Origin of the sequence: Pseudodesulfovibrio profundus, assembly GCF_900217235.1 — a bacterium.
Taxonomy (GTDB): Bacteria; Desulfobacterota; Desulfovibrionia; order Desulfovibrionales; family Desulfovibrionaceae; genus Pseudodesulfovibrio; species Pseudodesulfovibrio profundus.
This window is the reverse complement of the sequence record NZ_LT907975.1, coordinates 3,340,544-3,360,576: the sequence shown is the minus strand read 5'-3', so window position 1 is coordinate 3,360,576 and position 20,033 is coordinate 3,340,544. Positions and strand designations below refer to the sequence as shown.

Annotated in this window: 13 protein-coding genes; 12 read left to right on the top strand and 1 reads right to left on the bottom strand. The window is 53.5% G+C overall.

From position 1 onward, the window contains the following. Positions 1-2: 2 nt before the first annotated feature. The 9 genes from DPRO_RS15790 to DPRO_RS15745 all read left to right on the top strand — a co-directional run bounded on the left by DPRO_RS15790 (position 3) and on the right by DPRO_RS15745 (position 12,239). Entirely contained in the window at positions 3-281 is a 279-nt protein-coding gene (locus DPRO_RS15790; RefSeq protein ID WP_097012926.1) for a DUF2160 domain-containing protein, read from the top strand. A gap of 95 nt (positions 282-376) precedes the next feature. Further along, on the top strand, positions 377-2,113 hold the full coding sequence (locus DPRO_RS15785) for an ABC transporter substrate-binding protein (protein WP_097012925.1): 1,737 nt from the start codon (positions 377-379) through the stop codon (positions 2,111-2,113). A gap of 220 nt (positions 2,114-2,333) precedes the next feature. After that, on the top strand, positions 2,334-2,759 hold the full coding sequence (locus DPRO_RS15780) for an RrF2 family transcriptional regulator (protein ID WP_097012924.1): 426 nt from the start codon (positions 2,334-2,336) through the stop codon (positions 2,757-2,759). 707 nt (positions 2,760-3,466) lie between these two features. After that, on the top strand, positions 3,467-5,089 hold the full coding sequence (locus tag DPRO_RS15770) for an FAD-dependent oxidoreductase (RefSeq protein ID WP_097012922.1): 1,623 nt from the start codon (positions 3,467-3,469) through the stop codon (positions 5,087-5,089). 87 nt (positions 5,090-5,176) lie between these two features. Continuing rightward, complete coding sequence (gene sqr, locus DPRO_RS15765; RefSeq protein ID WP_097012921.1) at positions 5,177-6,412, top strand: type III sulfide quinone reductase, selenoprotein subtype; 1,236 nt, start codon at positions 5,177-5,179, stop codon at positions 6,410-6,412. Positions 6,413-6,430: 18 nt separating this feature from the next. Then, complete coding sequence (locus DPRO_RS15760; protein ID WP_097012920.1) at positions 6,431-7,159, top strand: DUF1641 domain-containing protein; 729 nt, start codon at positions 6,431-6,433, stop codon at positions 7,157-7,159. 336 nt (positions 7,160-7,495) lie between these two features. After that, a complete protein-coding gene (locus tag DPRO_RS15755) occupies positions 7,496-7,849 on the top strand; it encodes a response regulator (RefSeq protein WP_097012919.1) in 354 nt (117 codons plus the stop codon). Positions 7,850-7,938: 89 nt separating this feature from the next. After that, positions 7,939-9,903 (top strand): response regulator, encoded by a 1,965-nt coding sequence (locus DPRO_RS15750; protein WP_097012918.1) that lies wholly within the window; start codon positions 7,939-7,941, stop codon positions 9,901-9,903. 47 nt (positions 9,904-9,950) lie between these two features. Beyond that, positions 9,951-12,239 (top strand): ATP-binding protein, encoded by a 2,289-nt coding sequence (locus tag DPRO_RS15745; RefSeq protein WP_097012917.1) that lies wholly within the window; start codon positions 9,951-9,953, stop codon positions 12,237-12,239. 82 nt (positions 12,240-12,321) lie between these two features. Here DPRO_RS15745 and DPRO_RS15740 read toward each other — a convergent pair whose 3' ends face one another. Beyond that, complete coding sequence (locus tag DPRO_RS15740; protein WP_097012916.1) at positions 12,322-14,379, bottom strand: bacteriohemerythrin; 2,058 nt, start codon at positions 14,377-14,379, stop codon at positions 12,322-12,324. Between the two features lie 243 nt (positions 14,380-14,622). Between DPRO_RS15740 and DPRO_RS15735 the strand changes: the two genes are divergently transcribed. From DPRO_RS15735 to DPRO_RS15725, 3 genes are all read left to right on the top strand, one after another. After that, complete coding sequence (locus DPRO_RS15735; protein WP_097012915.1) at positions 14,623-16,794, top strand: MFS transporter; 2,172 nt, start codon at positions 14,623-14,625, stop codon at positions 16,792-16,794. A gap of 311 nt (positions 16,795-17,105) precedes the next feature. Next, on the top strand, positions 17,106-18,734 hold the full coding sequence (locus DPRO_RS15730; protein ID WP_097012914.1) for a glutamate synthase-related protein: 1,629 nt from the start codon (positions 17,106-17,108) through the stop codon (positions 18,732-18,734). Positions 18,735-18,921: 187 nt separating this feature from the next. Then, positions 18,922-19,989, top strand: a complete 1,068-nt coding sequence (locus DPRO_RS15725; protein WP_097010253.1) for an IS5 family transposase — start codon at positions 18,922-18,924, stop codon at positions 19,987-19,989. Positions 19,990-20,033: the final 44 nt, after the last annotated feature.

The window sequence follows — 20,033 nt, the reverse complement described above, 5'->3', positions numbered from 1 at the left end:
CAATGAATCTTGAATGGATGGCATGGACACCGGTCACTGCCGGTTTCTTCACCTTCATCGTACTCATGCTTATCGGCATGACCATATGGGAAGTGGTGTCTCCCACTGTGGCCCGACGCGGATTTCTGCCGCTGACGACCACCCGTGGAGACCGATTGTTCATCAGCCTGCTTGGCAGTGCATATATCCACCTCGCGTGGGTCGGTCTGACCACCTTCCCGGTTTGGGTGGCAACGATTATCGCCGTATGTTTTCTCATCATTATCATGCGATGGGGATAACCGACTGCATGTTCCTTCTTTTAAGGGAGAAAACAATACGGAAATAAGGTACTAGAGGTAGAGGCGTTATTCTTAATCAGCATACGGAGGTACGTATGAAGTTGCGGCGTTTATTGATGACAGGAATGTTGACTATAGCATTCCTCAGCCTCGCAAGTGTCGGCATGGCCGACATGAAGGCTGCCGAAAAGTGGATCGATACGGAGTTCCAGCCTTCGACCTTGTCGAAAGCAGAACAAATGAAGGAAATGGAGTGGTTCATAAAAGCCGCTGCCCCCTTCAAAGGCATGGAAATCAAAGTTGTTTCCGAAACCATCCCAACCCACGAGTACGAATCCAGGGTACTCGCCAAAGCCTTTTATGAAATCACCGGCATCAAGGTCACCCATGACCTGATCCAGGAAGGTGACGTCATCGAAAAACTCCAGGTTCAGTTCCAGTCCGGCGAGAACGTCTTTGATGCATACATCAACGACTCCGACCTGATTGGTACCCACTTCCGCTCCGGTCACGTTGTCAACCTGACCGACTGGATGACCGGCGAAGGCAAGGACGTTACCCTGCCGACTCTGGACATCGACGACTTCATGGGCAAGTCCTTCACCACCGGTCCTGACGGCAAGCTCTACCAGCTTCCTGACCAACAGTTCGCGAACCTGTACTGGTTCCGTTACGACTGGTTCAACAAGCCTGAACTGAAGAAGGCCTTCAAGGCCAAGTACGGCTACGAACTGGGTGTTCCGGTCAACTGGTCCGCTTACGAAGATATCGCCGAATTCTTCACCAACGACGTTCGTGAAATCGACGGCAAGGCTGTTTACGGCCACATGGATTACGGCAAGAAAGCTCCTGACCTCGGTTGGCGCTTCACCGATGCATGGCTCTCCATGGCCGGTGCTGGCGACAAGGGCCTCCCCAATGGTAAGCCCGTTGATGAATGGGGCATTCGCGTTGACGGCTGCAAGCCTGTCGGCTCCTCTGTTGCCCGTGGTGGCGCCGCCAACGGCCCTGCTGCCAAGTACGCCCTGCGCAAGTACATGGAATGGCTCCGTCTGTATGCTCCTCCGGGCGCATTGGGCATGGACTTCTACCAGTCCCTCCCGTCCCTGGCCAAGGGTAACGTTGCTCAGCAGATCTTCTGGTACACCGCCTTCACATCTTCCATGGTCGAATCCCGCTCCAAGGGTAACATGACCGTTGACGATCAGGGCTTCCCCCTGTGGCGCATGGCTCCGTCCCCGCACGGTCCCTACTGGGAAGAAGGCCAGAAGCTCGGTTATCAGGACTGCGGTTCCTGGACCCTGTTGAAGTCCACTCCGGTCCAACGCCGTAAGGCTGCATGGTTGTTCGCGCAGTTCTGCGTCGCCAAGACCGTTTCGCTGAAGAAGACCCACGTTGGTCTGACTCCGATCCGTGACTCCGACATCCGTCACCAGTCCTTTACCGATCGCGCTCCCAAGCTTGGCGGTCTGGTGGAATTCTACCGTTCCCCGGCCCGTGTTGCATGGACCCCGACCGGCACCAACGTTCCTGACTACCCCAAGCTCTCCCAGCTGTGGTGGCAAAACATCGGTGAAGCTGTTGCCGGTGAAGTTACCGTCGACACCGCCATGGACAACCTCGCCGAAGAACAGGATAAGATCCTGATGCGTCTTGAACGCGCTAATATCCTTGGCGAATGCGGACCGAAGCTGAACAAGCCTCGCGACGAATCCTACTGGTTGAAGCAGCCCGGTTCCCCGAAGGCAAAGCTCGACAACGAGAAGCCCCAGGGTGAAACGGTCAACTACGACCAACTGCTGAAGGCATGGAAGGATGGCCGCGTTAAGTAATTGGCATTGATAATTAAAAATCGGGGGCACGGATTTCCGTGCCCCCTTTTTCTTATCCAGCAACGACAACAAAACATATACAAGCGTTTAAAACCCCTAGAAGATACCCAGATTTGATCAACGCATGCTTGACTCATTTTCCTGATTATTTTAGTCAATTACAATCTGTGTAGGAGGCAAGCAATCCTGCAGGCCGATAACTGATACCATATCGAGAACAATGAAATTATCCGCACGATCCCGCTACGCAACACGGCTCCTGTTGGACCTTGCTCTGCGTGAGACCGATTCACCGCAGCGTACTACCATCCTCTCTGAATCAACCGGGATAACCGTTCAGTTCATAGAACAGATCCTTCGCCCTCTAAAGAAAGCCGAATTGATCACATCAGTTCGAGGTGCAGCCGGTGGACACATTCTCAATCAGGACCCAGCAAAAATTACCGTTGGTGAAATCGTCAGAATCATGGAAGGCGGTATCAGCCTTACCGACTGTGTGACCGATGACGGACTCTGCAAACGGTCCCCAATCTGTCTGACTCGCAAGGTGTGGCAGCGAGCATCACGGGTTCTGGAGCAGGAACTCGACTCGATCACTTTGGCCGACCTTATGAAAGACCCTGATGGGATCAAACTCGACGATTAAGACACGCGCTTTTTCCCCCTTTCACTTCCTTTCACCGACCACTTTTTTTCTATCAAAACACGCATCCTTTGCGTGCATTCTATGCCTGTATTCTGTGATTTTTGTGACAAGCAAAAACGCGATCAACACAAGTATCTAAAATACCTACCGTAAATTTTTCCAGATTGACTTGACACTCAATATTTTTTCGGGCTAATTCGTACTTACTCAATCTTGATTGATTTGGTACGAATTAATTTAATCTGGATTAATTCAATCTAGATTAAACCAATCAAGAAGAGTGCGGACCTCGCGGTCCGGTCGCGGAAATGGGACCAAAAGTCCCGACAATTCAGGCGGTAGCCGATGATTAGCTCCATACAGCCCGCACTCCGCAAGGAGCCGGGTTACATAGCCCACCAAGGGGCAGTAGATGCATTCTGCAAGACTACTCCCTTTAATAGAGCCGGATGGCTAATGGTGTCGACGGAGACCTTTCTCCAGCCCCTCAGCGAGATAACCCTCGACGTCGACCCCAATCATCCCGGCACATATGACGGTATGCGCGGAGATGGTGAAGCGTTGCCCCGCTTCACCCTCCGCTTCCGTCGAAATTTCGCAGCTTGTGATTCCAGGCACAATACACTTCCCCTCTCACACGGCGTTGAGACACAGCTCACTCAACCAGCCGTTGCATTCGAACTCACAGAACGCACGAAGGAATCCGCATGTCAGAACGCATAGTCCTCATAGGAGCATATGAAGCAGCTCTTAATGGTGTCATGGAGTACCAACGCAAACATCCGGACACCGAAGCCATCGTTATTTACCCTGAATTCAATCCAGTTCCTGAATTCTCCTGCGACGTGCTTGAACGGTATCTGGGCCGCGGCATCGAATTTTCCGAAGACCTGCGCGCTTCTGGAGTCGACACTGAAGCCAAGCGAGTGATCATCCGAGATCACGCCAGTGGTGCTGAAGGTTCCATCACGTACGACAAGCTTATTTTCGCAGCGTGCGCAGCACCGGAAGAATTTGACGTCCCGGGCGACCATATTGCCAGGATAGTCCGTGTCGGGTCCCACGTTGACACTACCCGTCTGCGCCCCATGGATGGCACCACTCTCGTTATCGGGAGCGGCCTGAACCTTCTCATGACCGTTTCCGTGCTCCTCAAGCACAAGAAAGGTTCGATCGAAGTCATCCTTCAAAACACCGGGCATCTCGGCAAGCCCATGTCAGAAGATCTGTTCGCCATGGTGCTCCACCACCTGCGCGAATCAGGTGTCACCATCCATGAAGATCACACTCTGAAACAGATCGAAGAAGTCGGCAGCGAACTGAAAGTCACTACCGACAAGGGCGAATTCACAGCAAGCCGGGTCATCAACGCCAAAACAAGTCTGGCTGTTTCCTACCTTGCCCAGGAAGCAGGTTTTGAAACAGACAAGGTCGGCGGCATCATTGTGGACGGCCAGTTGCGAACCAATATCAACGATGTATACGCATGCGGCGGTTGCGCATCCTTCATCAGCGACATGTGCAAGAAGCCCATTCCCGGCACATGCATCAAATTTACCGAGCATCGCCAGTCCACAGCTCTCGCCAAAGCGCTGGAAGGCACAAAAGCCCGTCTGTTCAATCCGATCTGCACGTACTCCATTACACTAGGAGACAGGACTGTTGCCGGTGCAGGATTGACAGTCGATGCCGCACGCGAATGCGGATTCACCCCCATGAGCGCCACTGCCATTCAGTTTGATCGGGCCCACTTCATGCCCGAGGCAGACCTCATGACTCTGGAACTGGTTTTCGACGCTCCCACACGCCGAGTCCTCGGCATTCAGGGAATGAGCAAATCCGGTGAAGCGCTTCGCGGTCGAATCAGCTCTGTCTCGGCCATCCTTGCCAAGCGCCCAAGCATTGACGACATCGCCAATCTCGAACTCGCCTACTCCCCGCCATTTGCCTCGGCAATGGACGTGATCAACACCGTTGCCAACGTGGCGGACAACATGCTGGCCGGGATTAACGAAGGAATCAGCGCTACCGAATTTGAAGCTCTTTGGCAGGAGCGCGAAAACGGCGACAGCTTTTTCCTCGATTGCCGAGAGCTTGGCAATGCAAAGCCTTTTATCGAGGCCCACCCAGCCCATTGGAATCACATCCCCCAGGGGGAGATTGCTCGTCGGCTCAGCGAGATTCCCGAGGGAAAGAAAATAGTTTTGATGTGCAACACCGGCACTCGTTCATACGAGGCGCAGGTGACGCTCAAGCACGCTGGCTTCAACGATGTAGCCAACGTGGATGGCGGCATGACGGCCGTCAAACAGACCGGGGTGAAAATTTAACCCCACCAACAATGGATATAAACCGTCCCCTCGGTTCCGGGATGGTTGAAGATTGTAAGTTTAATACACTTTTAAAGGAGTCCTAGCATGAAAAAACTGGTTATTCTCGGCGCCGGTGCCGGCGGAACCATGGTCGCGACGAAGATGCGCGAGAAATTGGATCCGAAAGAATGGAAAATCACTGTCATCGATCGTGATTGGAAGCATCACTACCAGGCCGGTTGGCTGTTCGTTCCTTTCGGAATCTACACTCTGGATGATTGCGAAAAGCCCAAGGCCGACTTCCTGCACGGCGTCGACTTTGTCCAGGACACCATCACCAACGTCGACCCTGAGAAGAAAGTCGTCACCTGCTCCGGTGGCAAGTACGAATACGACTGGTGCGTTGTTGGTACCGGTTGCCGCATCATGCCCGACGAAATCGACGGTATGATGGACGACTGGCGTGGTGACATCCACGACTTCTACACCCCTGACGGAGCAGAAGCTCTCTTCAAGAAGTGGAAGTACATGAAGGAAGGCCGCGTTGTTCTGAACATCGCTGAAATGCCTATCAAGTGCCCGGTTGCTCCGCTGGAATTCGTGTACCTCGCTGACTGGTTCTTCACCGTCAACGGCGTTCGTGACAACATCGAAATCGAACTGGTCACCCCACTGACCGGTGCATTCACCAAGCCGGTGGCTGCAGAGATCCTCGGCCGTGTCTGCGATGAGAAGAACATCAAAGTCACCCCGAACTTCACCATCGACAACGTCAACGTTGGCAAGAAAGTCATCGAAGACGTCATGGGCGAAGAAATCCCCTACGACCTGCTCGTCGCCATTCCGCCGAACTTCGGCGCCCAGGTGCTCATCGATTCCGGCATTGCCGATCCCATGGGCTACATGGACACCGACAAGCACACCCTGAAGTCCGCTCAGTTCGAGAACATGTACATCATCGGTGACGCCACCAACTGCCCGACCTCCAAGGCCGGTTCCGTTGCTCACTACGAGGCCGACATCGTTGTCGACAACCTCCTGCGCGAAATCGATGGCGAAGAGCCCCGTCCCGAATACGACGGTCACTCCACCTGCTTCATCGTTTCCGGTTACGAGAAAGCCTACCTCATCGACTTCAACTACGATGTTGAGCCGCTGCCTGGTAAGTACCCGTTCCCCGGTCTCGGACCCTTCGCCCTGCTGGGTGAAAACCACCAGAACTACTGGGGCAAGATGATGTTCAAATGGGCGTACTTCAACCTGATGCTGAAGGGACACGAGCTGCCGCTGGAACCGCAGATGTTCATGGCTGGTAAGATGCGCCACATGGCAGGCAAATAACCAGGCGGAGGCAATATTATGACAAACGAAGCCATTATGGAACGCCTCGACAAGATCGAGGAAAATATCGCGTTCCTGACGGAACGCGCCAAAGCTACCGAAGAGTTGAAGAACGACCTGTCGCCGATCGTACATGACGGCTTCAAAGTTCTGATGCACGAGTTCGGCAGCATTGAGCACGGTTTCCAGCTTGAGGATCTCACCGAGTTCATCAAGAAGGCCATGGTCTCTTTCAAGAACATGACCTACATGCTGGATAAGATGGAAGACGCCATTGACCTGTGGAAGACCATTGAACCGCTGATGCACTCTTCCGTGCCCCAGTTGATTCAGTACATGGACTCCCTGGAACAGCGCGGCGTTTTCGACACCTACCGTGCAATGATTGAAATCCGTGCTCAGGTCGCTGAGACCTACGGCCCGGAAAACCTCAGAAACATGGGCGACTCCTTCGTCTTCCTCATCGGTATGCTCGAGAAGCTCGGTGATCCGAAGGTCCGCATGATGATCGAAGGCGCAGCCAATGCGTTCTCCGAACTGGATCTCACGGAAGTCAAGCCCACCGGTCCCATCGGCATGGTCTCCGGTATGGCCTCCAAGGACGCCAAGCGCGGCCTGGGTGTCATGCTCGAAATGACCAAGACCCTTGGCAAGATCGGTCTGGAAGTCCCCAAAGTGGATGAAAAGGCTGCTGAAAAAGCTGCAATGGCCGCGGAAGCTGCCGAGACTAAAAAAGCATCCAAGTAATCTGACAACCTGCGCGGGCGGTTCCACGCGAACCGCCCGCACATTGAAATACGACCGAAATTGTTCTGGCCTTGCCAGGACTCCGCGACGGCCCATGCTGCGTCTTTGCTTGCAAAGGAAGCGTGGAGCTGGCTTCAGCGGCATGGGCCCCTCGCGGGCGCGGGTTGGTCATGGCCGAGCGAACGACACTGTTCGCTCATCCCTGACCAGCTCGCGCAAGTTACTTGCTTTTTGAAACAGCACCAGCTCCGGAAAATGACATTCATGAGTCACGGCCCCGTTCATCAAGGCTAGGTTTCATACTCAGCCGCGGCTCCAATTCATACGAGGTTTGATATGGCTAAGAAAGTTTTGATCATCGACGATGATCCCGCAATCGTGGAGTTCCTGGAAGATTTTCTGCAGGATAACGACTTTGAAACTGTCTCTGCATTCAATGGTGCCGAGGGGTTGGAAAAGCTGGAATCCGAAAAACCTGATCTTGTGACCCTGGACATGGACATGCCTGAAAAAGGCGGCACCCTGTTCTACGCGGGTCTCCGTAAAAACGAATCTCTCAAAGATACTCCCGTGGTGGTGATCAGCGGCGTAGGGCCGCGTCCTCCGGCATTGCACAAATCCGTGCCGGTCATCACCAAACCCATCGACGGCGATGCATTGCTGGGCCACCTCAGCACCCTGCTTGCCTAACTGATGAGAAGTGGCAGCAAGCTGCCCACAATATGCCGCACGCAGGCCACGCACCTGCCTGCGTGCGGCTTTAAAAACGGGACGTCTTCATGCACGCAGCTTCCAACGATACCTCCCCCTTTACCATCCTGCTCGTGGATGACGAGGAAGATATTCGTGAATTGCTCGGAATGCTTCTGAGCGATCTCGGCTATCTGGTGCGTACAGCCGAAAACGGCAAAACAGCGCTTGATTCCTTTCGCGAACAACGCCCCGACATCGTCCTGACCGACATCAAGATGCCAGTCATGAACGGCATTGAACTGCTGCGTGCCCTCAAAGCGGAAGACGATGACGTCGAAGTGATCATGATCTCCGGTCACGGCGACATGAAACTCGCCATTGAGTCCCTCAAATACCGGGCAGCCGACTTCATCACCAAGCCCATCGACGACGACATCCTTGCCATATCACTCGAAAAGGTAACCGAAAAGTTGCGGTTGAAGCGACAGGTTCGTAACTACACCGAGCATCTTGAGCGGCTGGTAGAGGAAAAAACGGCTCGTGTTATCGAGCTGGAACGCCAGACAGCTGCCGAGCAGATCGTGGACGGTCTGACCAGCGCCATGTCCATCATCTCTGAGGATGTCGACGAATCCGGCCTGTTCAACGAGTTGCCCTGTTTCATTTCCATCCACTCGTCCGATCTCAAGATCGTCACCGCTAACGGTTTGTTCGAGAAACGATTTGGTGACCTTGTGGGCCAGTCCAGCCGCACCGTTTACAGTCACTTTTCCGGGCAGGGCAGTTGTCCCGCCTACGAAGCTATTGCCACCAAAACCGGGGGACGAGGTTCTGCCACATTGATAGGGGAGGACGGGACCGAGTTCCCCGCGGTGGTATACACCGCTCCCATCAAAGGACATGATGGCAAGGTTTCGCTGATTCTGGAAGTGGCTGTTGATATTTCCGAAGTGAATCGGCTGCAAAAAGAGCTGACATTTGCACAGCGCAAATACCAGCACCTGTTCAATCAGGTCCCCTGCTACATCACCCTTCAGGATCGGGACATGCGCATTGTGGAGGCCAACGAACACTTCATGCGCGATTTTGGTTTTGACCGGGGCAGGACCTGCCATCAGGCGTACAAAAATCGTGACGCGATTTGCGAAGAATGTCCGGTTCAGAAAACCTTTGCCGACGGAGAGCGTCACCAACGTGAAACCGTAGTGACCTCCAAATCCGGCGAGCAGTACAACATCCTCGTCTGGACAGCCCCTGTCTACAATGAATCCGGTGAGATAGAGCACGTACTCGAAGTTTCCACCAACATTACCACTATCCGAAAGCTCCAAGACCAGCTCACAAGTCTCGGTATCATGCTTGGTTCCATGTCACATGGTGTGAAAGGTTTGCTGACTGCCCTTGATGGCGGTGTCTATCGTGTGGATTCCGGCTTGAAAAAAGGCGACCCGGAACGCGTTGAAAAGGGATGGAAGGTCGTCAAGCACCGCCTTGGGCACATGAAGAAGATGGTCATGGACATCCTTTATTATACGAAGTCCCGAGAGATGGAACTACAGGAAACCACCCTTGGCACATTTGCCGATGACCTTGCTGCAATAGTCGAGGCCAAGGCTGACCAACATGGCATCGCCTTCATCAAGAATTTCAACCAGAAAGACACTCGTTTTGTAGCGGATACAGGAGCCCTGTCGTCCGCTCTGGTCAATTTCGCGGAGAACGCCGTTGATGCCTGCACCTTTGACCGATCCAAGGAAGAGCACTGCGTACGATTCAAGGTGCATGCCGATGAAACCACCGTCCATTTTGAAATAACGGACAACGGTACGGGGATGGATGACGACACGAGAGAAAACATGTTCACCCTCTTCTTTTCATCTAAAGGCGCCAACGGCACAGGCATCGGTCTGTTCATCTCGAACCAGATCATCGAGCGCCACTATGGGACCATCACCGTCGATTCCACCGTGGGCAAAGGAACACATTTTCATGTTTGCCTGCCAGTCTCGCAACCCGAGACAGGTAGTGCCAATGATGCCATAACCGGCTGACATCCGAGGCCGTTCAGTCGGTTGTGGCGTCAGTGAGAGGTGATACCATGTTCAGCAGGATCATAAAGCGACTGCGAAAGCTCCACATCTCTCTGGCGCTCAAGATCGTCATCTCGCTCATCGTTTTGATGGCGGCGTTGATGGTCGGCCTGTTTCTGGTCAACATCAAGAAATACGAAGAGACCGCTGTTCGCAATGCCGCCATCCAGGCCGACGAAATTGCCGCAGTGGTCAAGGCCGGCCTGCGCACTTCCATGCGCCTGTCTCCACGTCAGGACACCATCAATTTGATCAATGATGTTGGTCAACTGGCCCACATCAAATCGATCACCATATACGATAAGATCGGCAACCCCCGATTTTCCAGCGATAAACAAATTGCAGGCGACCAGCTACCGGAAGATCACCCCCTGTGTGTCATGTGCCATGCCCAGGAACCACCGGAAGTCTATGCAGGCATCAACGAGCGTTTCTCACTCATAACAGATGAGAATAACAACCGTCTGGTGCGCATTGTCAGCCCCATTCCCAACGAGCCCGGCTGTTCCACAAGCGGATGCCATGCTGACCGAAGTGAAAAACAGTTTCTGGGGGTCATGGAACTGACCGCCTCCATGGAAAACATCGAGGGCAACATCTCCCTGCTGGTACTGGACAATGCCCAGTACGTCATTTTCAGTCTGGTTGCGATTTTCGTTACGCTGTTTGCAGTCACCTACCGTCTGGTAGATCGCCCCATCGACAACATCATCGAAGGTACGCGACGCATCGCACTCGGCAACTACGATGCCCGCGTGGATGAGAGCGGAAACGATGAACTGGGGCTGCTTGCCCGTGCCATCAACCGCATGGCCAAGGATGTCGGGGACCATCATGATGAGTTGTCCAAACAGCGTATTCTGTACCAATCGCTTTTCGAGGGGGTTCCATGCCTGATCACCGTGCAGGACAGAGACTACCGGTTGTTGAACTACAACCAGACCTTTGCCGAGCACTTTCAGGTGAAGCATGGCGACTACTGCTACCGCGCTTACAAGGGGCGTGATTGCAAATGTGAAGTATGTCCCGTGGAAAAAACGTTTGAGGACGGCAAGTCGCACACCACCGAAGAGATTGGGTATTACAAGGACGGGAGCAAAGCGCACTGGATCGTCAATACAGCGCCCATCTACAATGAAAAGGGCGAAATAATCGCAGCCATGGAGATGAGTCTCGACATCACCCAGCGCAAACGGCTGGAGGAAGACCTGAAAGCATCGGAACAGAAATACTGCGCCATCTTCAACAATATCCCCAGCGCGGTACTGGCCATTGATGCCGACACCATGGATATCGTCGATTGCAACCAAACAGCACTGACACTCTACGGCTGCAAAAAGGGTCGTCTGCTGCGGCATCCGATTACTGATTTCATAGCGAACGACGAAATCGATGCACATATCCAGGCCTTCAGCGAGGCCAAAGGACTGAAGCGTACCAAGCATGTCAAAGCGAACGGCGACGAATTCTGGGCATCGGTCAACACCACCCGGACGCAGTTCGAAGACAAAGAAGTCCTTCTGACTGCCATTACCGATATCTCCGAGCGTATCAGTTCGGAGGAGCAGCTCATCCAGACCAGCAAAATGGCGACACTTGGTGAGATGGCAACAGGCGTTGCCCACGAGTTGAATCAGCCTTTGGCCGTGCTGCAAATGGTTGCCAATCTTTTCCGGCGCAAGCTCAAAGCGCAAAAGCCCATTGACCATACAACGGCACAGAACATGTCGGAGAAAATCAGCAACAACGTGGAACGGGCCACAAAAATCATCAACCACATGCGTGAATTCGGACGCAAATCGGACATTGAAACCGAAGCAGTCCGCATCAACGATATCATCCGCCGGTCCTTCGACTTTTTCAGTCAGCAACTGGCACTGCATGATATCGAAGTACAGTGGCAGTTAACGCCCGATCTTCCCATTGTGCAGGCTGACCCCAACCGCCTGGAGCAGGTATTCATCAACCTCATGCTCAACGCCCGGGACGCCATAGACGACCGATGCGCCAACCAACCCTGCTCGCAACCGGATCGCATTATCACTCTCCGCACCCGAGCCACCCGTCGCACGGTCATAGCCGAAGTCATCGACACGGGAACCGGCATAGACAAGCATATCCTTCCGCGGTTGTTCGAGCCATTCTTCACCACCAAGGAAGTCAACAAGGGAACCGGCCTTGGCCTTTCCATCAGTTACGGCATCATCCGAGATTGCGGCGGCACGATCCGCGCCTCTTCGCCCTCGGACGGCGGCTCCCGATTTGTAATCACCCTCCCCCGAGAGATGGGGAAATAAACCGACCCAACTTTCACATACAAAGAAAAAGCCGGTCTGAACTCCACTCAGACCGGCTCTCTATTATTGAGCAATAATCCGACTATGAAAGGCTGATACCGGAAGCATTCGCTTTCAGATGATCAACATATTCCATATCCACACCCTTGATATGATTCTGGAGCCAGTCCTTCAGGAGCATCAGGATTTCGCGACTCATGGTCACTCTACCGGACTTGAAGTCCGATTCAAGCTCCATAACCTTTTCCAGCAGGTTCGCGTGAATCTGTTTGTGCTGTTCAGCCCCCGGGTACCCTGTCTCGTCAAACAGTTTTTCTTCCGTTCCAAAATGACTGATGGTGTAGGCTTTCAACTCGTCAAAGATATTACCAAGAACACTGGCCCCTTCACCATGTGCCATGGCTCCATTCAATCGATTGAGCATATCCACCAGTTGGCGATGCTGGTCGTCTATCTCCACGATACCGGTATTGAAAGAGGCATCCCTCTCCATGAGTATCTTTCCGCCATGATCTGACGGAGGACTACTCACAGGCGCTTGCGGTCTCTCCAGTCTGGGAGGCGGAGGAGCACTCGCAGTCACCGGACGCCGAACGGGTTCCGACCTGACCACACTGGGGTTGTACTCCACTTCGCTCGAGTACGAGGAGGGAGAATACGATTGCTCTTCGTCTTCACATGTTCTGAAAAACTGCATCTCGTTTCTCAATTGTGAAGCCTGGTCACTGAGGTTTTCCGTCGTGGCAGCCAACTCTTCACTGATGGAAGCATTTTGCTGGATGGTCGATTCAAGGCGGCTTACGGCGTTTTCCACATCAATGACGCTCTGATGCTGCTCCTTGCTTGACGCAGATATCTCCTCGATCATTTCTGCGGTATCCTCAATGCCGGGAACAAGGGAACGCAGCAGTTCCTCGGCCTCATCCGACATCCTGATCGTATTGGATGACAGCTCGCCGATCTCACTGGCAGCCTGCCCGCTACGTTCTGCGAGCTTGCGAACCTCGGCAGCAACCACGGCGAAGCCCTTGCCATGCTCACCGGCCCGGGCCGCTTCAATGGCGGCATTCAAGGCGAGCAGATTGGTTTGCCGGGCGATCTCTTCAATCACGGTAATCCTGTCTGCGATGGTTTTGACCGCCTCAAGGGCCGAAGAAACCGACTCACCACCACGCTTGGCATCCACCGCAGCTTTTAGAGCTGTTTCCTTAGTACTTTCTGATGTCCTTGACGTTCTGGAGATGGAATCGAGCATTCCCTTCATCAAATCCGCGATATGTTCGATGGCAGAAGCCTGATGTGACGTTCCGGATGCGAGCATGTTGGTCGTGTCCGTAAGCTCAGAACTACCGGAAGCCACATTGCCCGCCGACCGCTTCACATCATCAACAATCTGGGCCAGACGTGCGCTCATATCATTAAGAGCCTGATTCACTTCACCAATTTCATCTCTGCTTTGCATTTCACAAAGATGCGTCAGATCACCGCCACTCATCTTTTCCATTGCATCCTTGAACTTATTCATAGGAGCAATAATTTTACGACTGATTACCAATAGTGCAATCACCACGATCAAAGCCATGACAATGATGCCAGCGATCTGGCTGATAATAAGCCCCTGCACCCGTTCTTCGGACTCGGCCTGCATCATGCCGACCGCTTTGTTCATCTCTTTGAGAACATTCAGGCTGTTACTCAAAAAGTCCTTGTTCAACTCATGCTTTTCAAGAATCAAACGAATATCACCTTGATATGCTGCCCAAAATGATTCGACTGTTGCCAGTTGCTTTCCCACTTCCTCGGAAGCAGCGGGGATCATCTTTGCCGGGCCAGCAGGGTCAACCGTGACCGGGGCTTGTCCGGAGTTGGCGAGCGCCTTGAGTGTCTTGTCGAACAGTTCCATGGTGGACAGGACCTGCGTTTTCATCGCGCTGCCATCTTGCTCGGATGCAACCGCCTGATGATAAAGGAGGACTTCTTTCGCCATCTTCTGACTCAGCATGCGCTGCCGACCTGCCAGGTTGATGACCAGACCGTCGTCTTTTTGTGCTGATGAAATAAAGAAGGTAGCCAGGAACATTGCCAGCCCGATACCAAATAACGTGCCGACAGATGCATAGAGAACGAATTTCAGCCTCACAACTCCTCCCGATTATTTTCCGCCAAAACAAGGCATTCAATTTAATGCGTGTATGAAATACGCTATAGCCTAGTACCCACCTTGCACACTTTGACGGGGGGGAAGAATTATAAATCGATTTAGTCGGGATAATCGAAAAAAGAGGAAACGTTATTCAACCATGGCAGACTGGACATCATCCCTGATTCTGGTCATGAATAGAATGAGTTGAGAATCAGGATACCAACGAGGACACACCAGGCAATGACAAATGCCCACTTGATCGAAGACCATGCAAAAAGAACGAGGAACGTCCTTTACTTCGTCACCTTTCTCGTATGCCTGGGTATAGGGTCATTTGCCTATACGATACCCTTGATCTCACTTGACCAACGCATGGACTTCACGTGGCTGGGCAGTGCGTTTGCAGGGTTTTATCTGGCCAGGCTGATAGCCGCACCGATTTTCGGACTTGTCGCCGACACTTTCGGCACCCGACGCACGCTTATTTCGGCCATGATAATCGGATGCCTCGTTCCTTTCGTATATTTTCTCATCCCCACGATAACAACGTTGTACTTTGTCCAGTTCTGTATCGGGATAACTGCCGGGGCAATTCGCCCTGTGGGCATGGCGGCCTTGGGGGATGCAAGCTCCCAATCCGTACTCCCCAGACAGTTTGCAACATACGCATCCATTTTCAGTGCGGCAGCAGTTGCCGGTCCCATTCTTGGTAGTCTTCTCTATGCAGATAAATCCGTACCCCATGTGCTGATAACGCTTTCCACCTGTATGGGGCTTGCGGTCGCAACAGCGTTCCTGTTTCTGCCCGACAGTGCTGCCCGCCCCTCCAAAGCTGCCAATGAACCAAAAACGAAACTCAGCCGCCATACAATCATGGGGCTTCTTATTGCCATATGCGGCAGAACAATGGGGCTGGGATTTCTTGCCGCATTCTACCCAATAATATTATCCACTATCATAGGAAAAAACGGCCTTCAGATTGGCTTCATCTTTGCCATCCCCGGGGCGGCAACTTTTCTCGGGTTGCTGATAACGAGTCGATTCTCACATCAAAAACCGCATTTGATTCAAGTCCTGACAGGCTTGCTGATCAGTGCCTGCAGTCTGTACCTGTTGGCCGACTGCACACAAGCATGGCAGTTTGCCATTCTCGGCATGACCATGGGACTGGGTGCAGCATGGTCAATCCCGCCATCCATGGCTCTGGCTTCCAGTGCCACCGATAACAAGGGAACGGTTTTCGGGGTTGCGAATATGGCAGCCGGTGTGGGTTTCCTGACAGGCCCGCTGCTCGGTGGTATGATCATACAGAATTATCACTCACCACTTCCAGCCATGCAGGTCTTGGGCTTATTGGGTGCCGCATCCACGATCCCGATTTGTGCCATCATCCTGCGCGACCGACTCCACTGGGGAATCAGGACAGCCTATGTGCTAACCGGATCAATGGCTGCCATTCTGCTGCTTACGGCCGGAGTGAGGATGTCCCACGACACCAACTCCCCCACCGATACCCTCCACCGATTCACTGATGTCGCCATGGGAACTATTGTCAATCTGACCCTTGAGGCAGACAGTCGGGAACAAGCCTCCATGGCCGCAAAGCGAACGATCACGGCAATGCGCTCCATCCAACAGGATTTCGACTTTCGTAACCCCGAGGGTTCCATCGGACGCATCAATACACATGCCGGCACGTCTTGGGTTCAACCATCACTTCGCACCTACACCCTGCTGAAGCGATCCGTCGATATCAGCCACAAGAGTAACGGCGTTTTCGATCCCACCATCGGGGCTTTGACGAGCATGCCTGTCTACTACGCCATCGACCCGACCATAGCCCGTGAAAAAACCGATCTCGTGAACTTTCGGCAGGTCCTCTTTGACCATGAGGGGAAACGGGTACGACTTGAACAAAAAGGCATGGTCCTTGATCTTGGAGGAATCGCCAAAGGGACTATCGTGGATATGGCCGTCAACCTGCTGCGGGAACAAGGAATCCGTGCCGGAATAGTCGAAGCAGGCGGCGATTTTTACTGTTTCGGTGACCGCGACTGGACTGTCGGCATTCGCCACCCGAGAAACGCTTCAGTGTACCAGACAATCACCGTCCGCGAGAAAGGCGTGTGCGGCTCCGGCGATTACCAGCAGTTCATTACAACCGAAACGACCACAACACCTTCCATTCGTCATCACATCATCAATCCATCGACAATGGAACCTGCGACCGAATCCATAGGTGTATCCGTTATTGCCGACACAACAGAAACAGCCGATGCGCTGGCAACCACACTATTCATAATGGGACCGGCCAAAGGGACCGCCTTTCTGGACTCTCATTACCCGGACAGTGCCTCCATCTGGTTTCTCCCCAACGACACAGTTACCACTTCAAGCAATTTCCCCCGCTAGTTAGCTCCCTTTTATCGACCACCCATATCATTATATTATGGGAGGACACTTTTTGACGTACCAAGCCTTGATTATCAAGCGCTGACGGTCGTTCAAAACTGTATGAAAAGCGACGAATAAAGATTGCCATTATAACAATGATGGAATAATCACCCACAATGGAAAACCATCAACGCATGGTTTTAACATATTTGTAATATATTAAATACTTTTTTGTCGATTTTTGCTGACACTTGACAAAGAATACGTTAAAACGGCTCCGCCTTTACCAAATCTTACAGATGTAATTTAAAAATAATTTTGGAGATGAGATGAACAATTGGCCTAAAAGTAATGATGTTTTGGGATGTGTGAACCGAGGAAATACCATTGAGTCCGGCCTGTGTACCTTGTGCCGCGCCGACTGCCAGGGCAAATGTGAGACCTTCCTGTCCTCCCTGCGCGGCCGCGAAAAGCTGTACCCCCGCGACTTCGGCCTTGTTACCGCAGGCAGCGGCAACACCACGCACGTCGGTGTTTCCTACAACTCCCTGCGCATCCAGGGCCTGAACTACGGTGCCACGGGTTCCACCAGCGCCGATCAGGACCTGCTGTTCACCGACGTTTCTCTCGAAACATCTTTCGGTACCAAGGAAAAGACCAAGTGTAAGGTTCCTTTCATGACCGGCGCACTCGGCTCCACTTTCATCGCAGCCAAGTACTGGGATTCCTTTGCCGCGGGTTGTGCTCTGGTTGGCGCGCCCATCGTTGTCGGCGAAAACGTCGTCGGCGTTGACCGCGAAGCCGAACTCAAGAACGGACGCATCACCAAGGCTCCCGAGCTGGAACGCCGCATCGACACCTACATGCGCTACTACGATGGCTACGGTGCAATCATCGTTCAGCTCAACGTCGAAGACACCCGTAACGGTGTTGCCGAGTACGTTGCTGAGAAGTACGGCGACAAGGTCATCATCGAGCTGAAATGGGGCCAGGGCGCCAAGAACATCGGTGGCGAGATCGAAGTCACCAGCCTTGATTACGCTCTGTTCCTGAAGAAGCGTGGCTACCTCGTCGATCCCGATCCTGAAAAACAGGAAGTACAGGATGGCTACAAGGCCGGTGCGGTCAAGCATTTCGCCCGTCACAGCCGTCTGGGTTACACCGACCTGTCCTCCTATGAGCAGGTTCGCGACGACTTCATGAATGCAGTCAAATACCTCCGCGAACTCGGCTTCAAGCGCATTTCCCTCAAAACCGGCTCCTACGGCATGGAAGCGCTGGCCATGGCTATCAAGTTCGCCTCCGAAGCTGAACTTGAACTGTTGACCATGGACGGCTCCGGCGGCGGAACCGGCATGAGCCCCTGGAACATGATGGAAAGCTGGGGCGTTCCCTCTATCCTGCTCCACGCCAAGGCACACGAATATGCTTCCCGCCTCGCCGCCAGCGGCCAGCGCGTGGTCGACATGTCCTTTGCCGGTGGTTTCGCCAAGGAGAGCAACATCTTCAAGGCCCTCGCCATGGGTGCTCCGTTCACCAAGATGATCTGCATGGGTCGCGCAATGATGATCCCCGGCTTCCTCGGCTCCAACATCGAAGGCGTGCTCAACCCCGAACGCCGCCAGGCCGTCAACGGCAACTGGGACAAGCTGCCCGCTTCCGTTTCCCAGTACGGTGCCACCGCAGAAGAAATCTTCGCCTGCTACCAGGACGTCCAGAAGGTCGTCGGTAAGGATGAAATGAAGAACGTACCTCTCGGAGCCGTCGGCATCTGGTGCCTCGTCGACAAGCTCTCCGCCGGACTCCAACAGCTCCTGGCCGGTGCCCGCAAGTTCGACCTGAACCAGATCTCCCGCAACGACATCGCCTCCGGCAACCGCGAGACCGCTGCCGAAACCGGCATCCCGTTCATCACCGACGTCATGGACGAGACCGCCAAAAAGATTCTGGACATGTAATCTCCAGTCTCCCAAAAACAATCAAAAAAAGCCCTGCGCACCAGCGCAGGGCTTTTTTTTATGGGCAAGACAGACCATTCTGGTTTAGCCAAGTTCCTTGTGTGCGCACACCTGGATCGAATGTTACCCTATTGAGACCTCTGCACGGCAAATCCCACACTTTTACTCTTTAACTATTTGATTTATTATGCTATTATTTCTCCATCCAAAGGAGGAAGGCATGGCTATTCGGCAGAAAGGACCTCGGTTGGGTGATTACTTCCTGGGGCACCGCAGAACCAAGACCACATTTCTGGATGAGATCAACGAACTCATCGACTGGCAGCCCATCAACGCCTTTCTGTGCAAGAAGATCAGGCGCAAGGCCAACGCCGTGGGCAATCCCGCCTATCCGCCTCTGGCGATGTTCAAGATTCTGCTCTTGCAGCGTTGGTACAACCTGAGTGATCCGGGCGTGGAGCAGGCGCTGCTCGACCGGCTCTCCTTTGTCAGATTTACCGGTTTTTCCATCGAGGACGACGTGCCGGACGAGACCACCATATGCCGTTTCCGTAACGGTTTGATCCGCCTGAAGGTGCTGGACTCCTTGCTCGACATGCTTAACCGCCAGCTTGAAGGACAAGGGCTTCTTGTCCGTGAGGGAGCCGTGGTGGACGCCTCGGTAGTCGAGTCGCAGCGGCGGCCGCGCAAGGTTATCGACGTGATGCCTGAGGACCGTTCCGAGGACGCCGAAGAACAGGATGGGCCGGTGGACTGCCGGGTCAGCTATTCGGATGACGAGGAGGCGGCCTGGCTCCGCAAGAGAAATCGGGCCTATTACGGCTACAAGCTCCATGCCGCGACGGACAGTCGAGACGGGTTTCTGCTCTGTGGTCACATCACTCCCGCGAACCATTCGGACACGGGCGAATTCGAGCGGCTCGTGAATGGCGTCGGCCTTGATCCCGGCGCACGGGTTTATGCGGACAAGGGCTATTGCAGCGGGAAGAACCGGGACATTCTGTTTGATCGCGATTTGGAGGACGGAACCATGGACAAGACGCCTCGTGGCGGCAGGCTGACAGACTTCGAAAAGACCCGCAACCGTGACATCAGCAGCATTCGGCAAATAGTCGAGCGGGCCTTCGGCACACTCAAACGTGGCTACGCATTCTTTCGGTCCCGATACGTGGGTCGTGAGAAGGTGGAGGGAGAGTTCCACATCCTCGCCATGGCGTTCAATTTGAAAAAAGCTGTTCGACTGGCGCGAGCCTGAAGGGAGAGGTGCGTCCAAAATCCGGCATTTCGGCCAGAAATGGC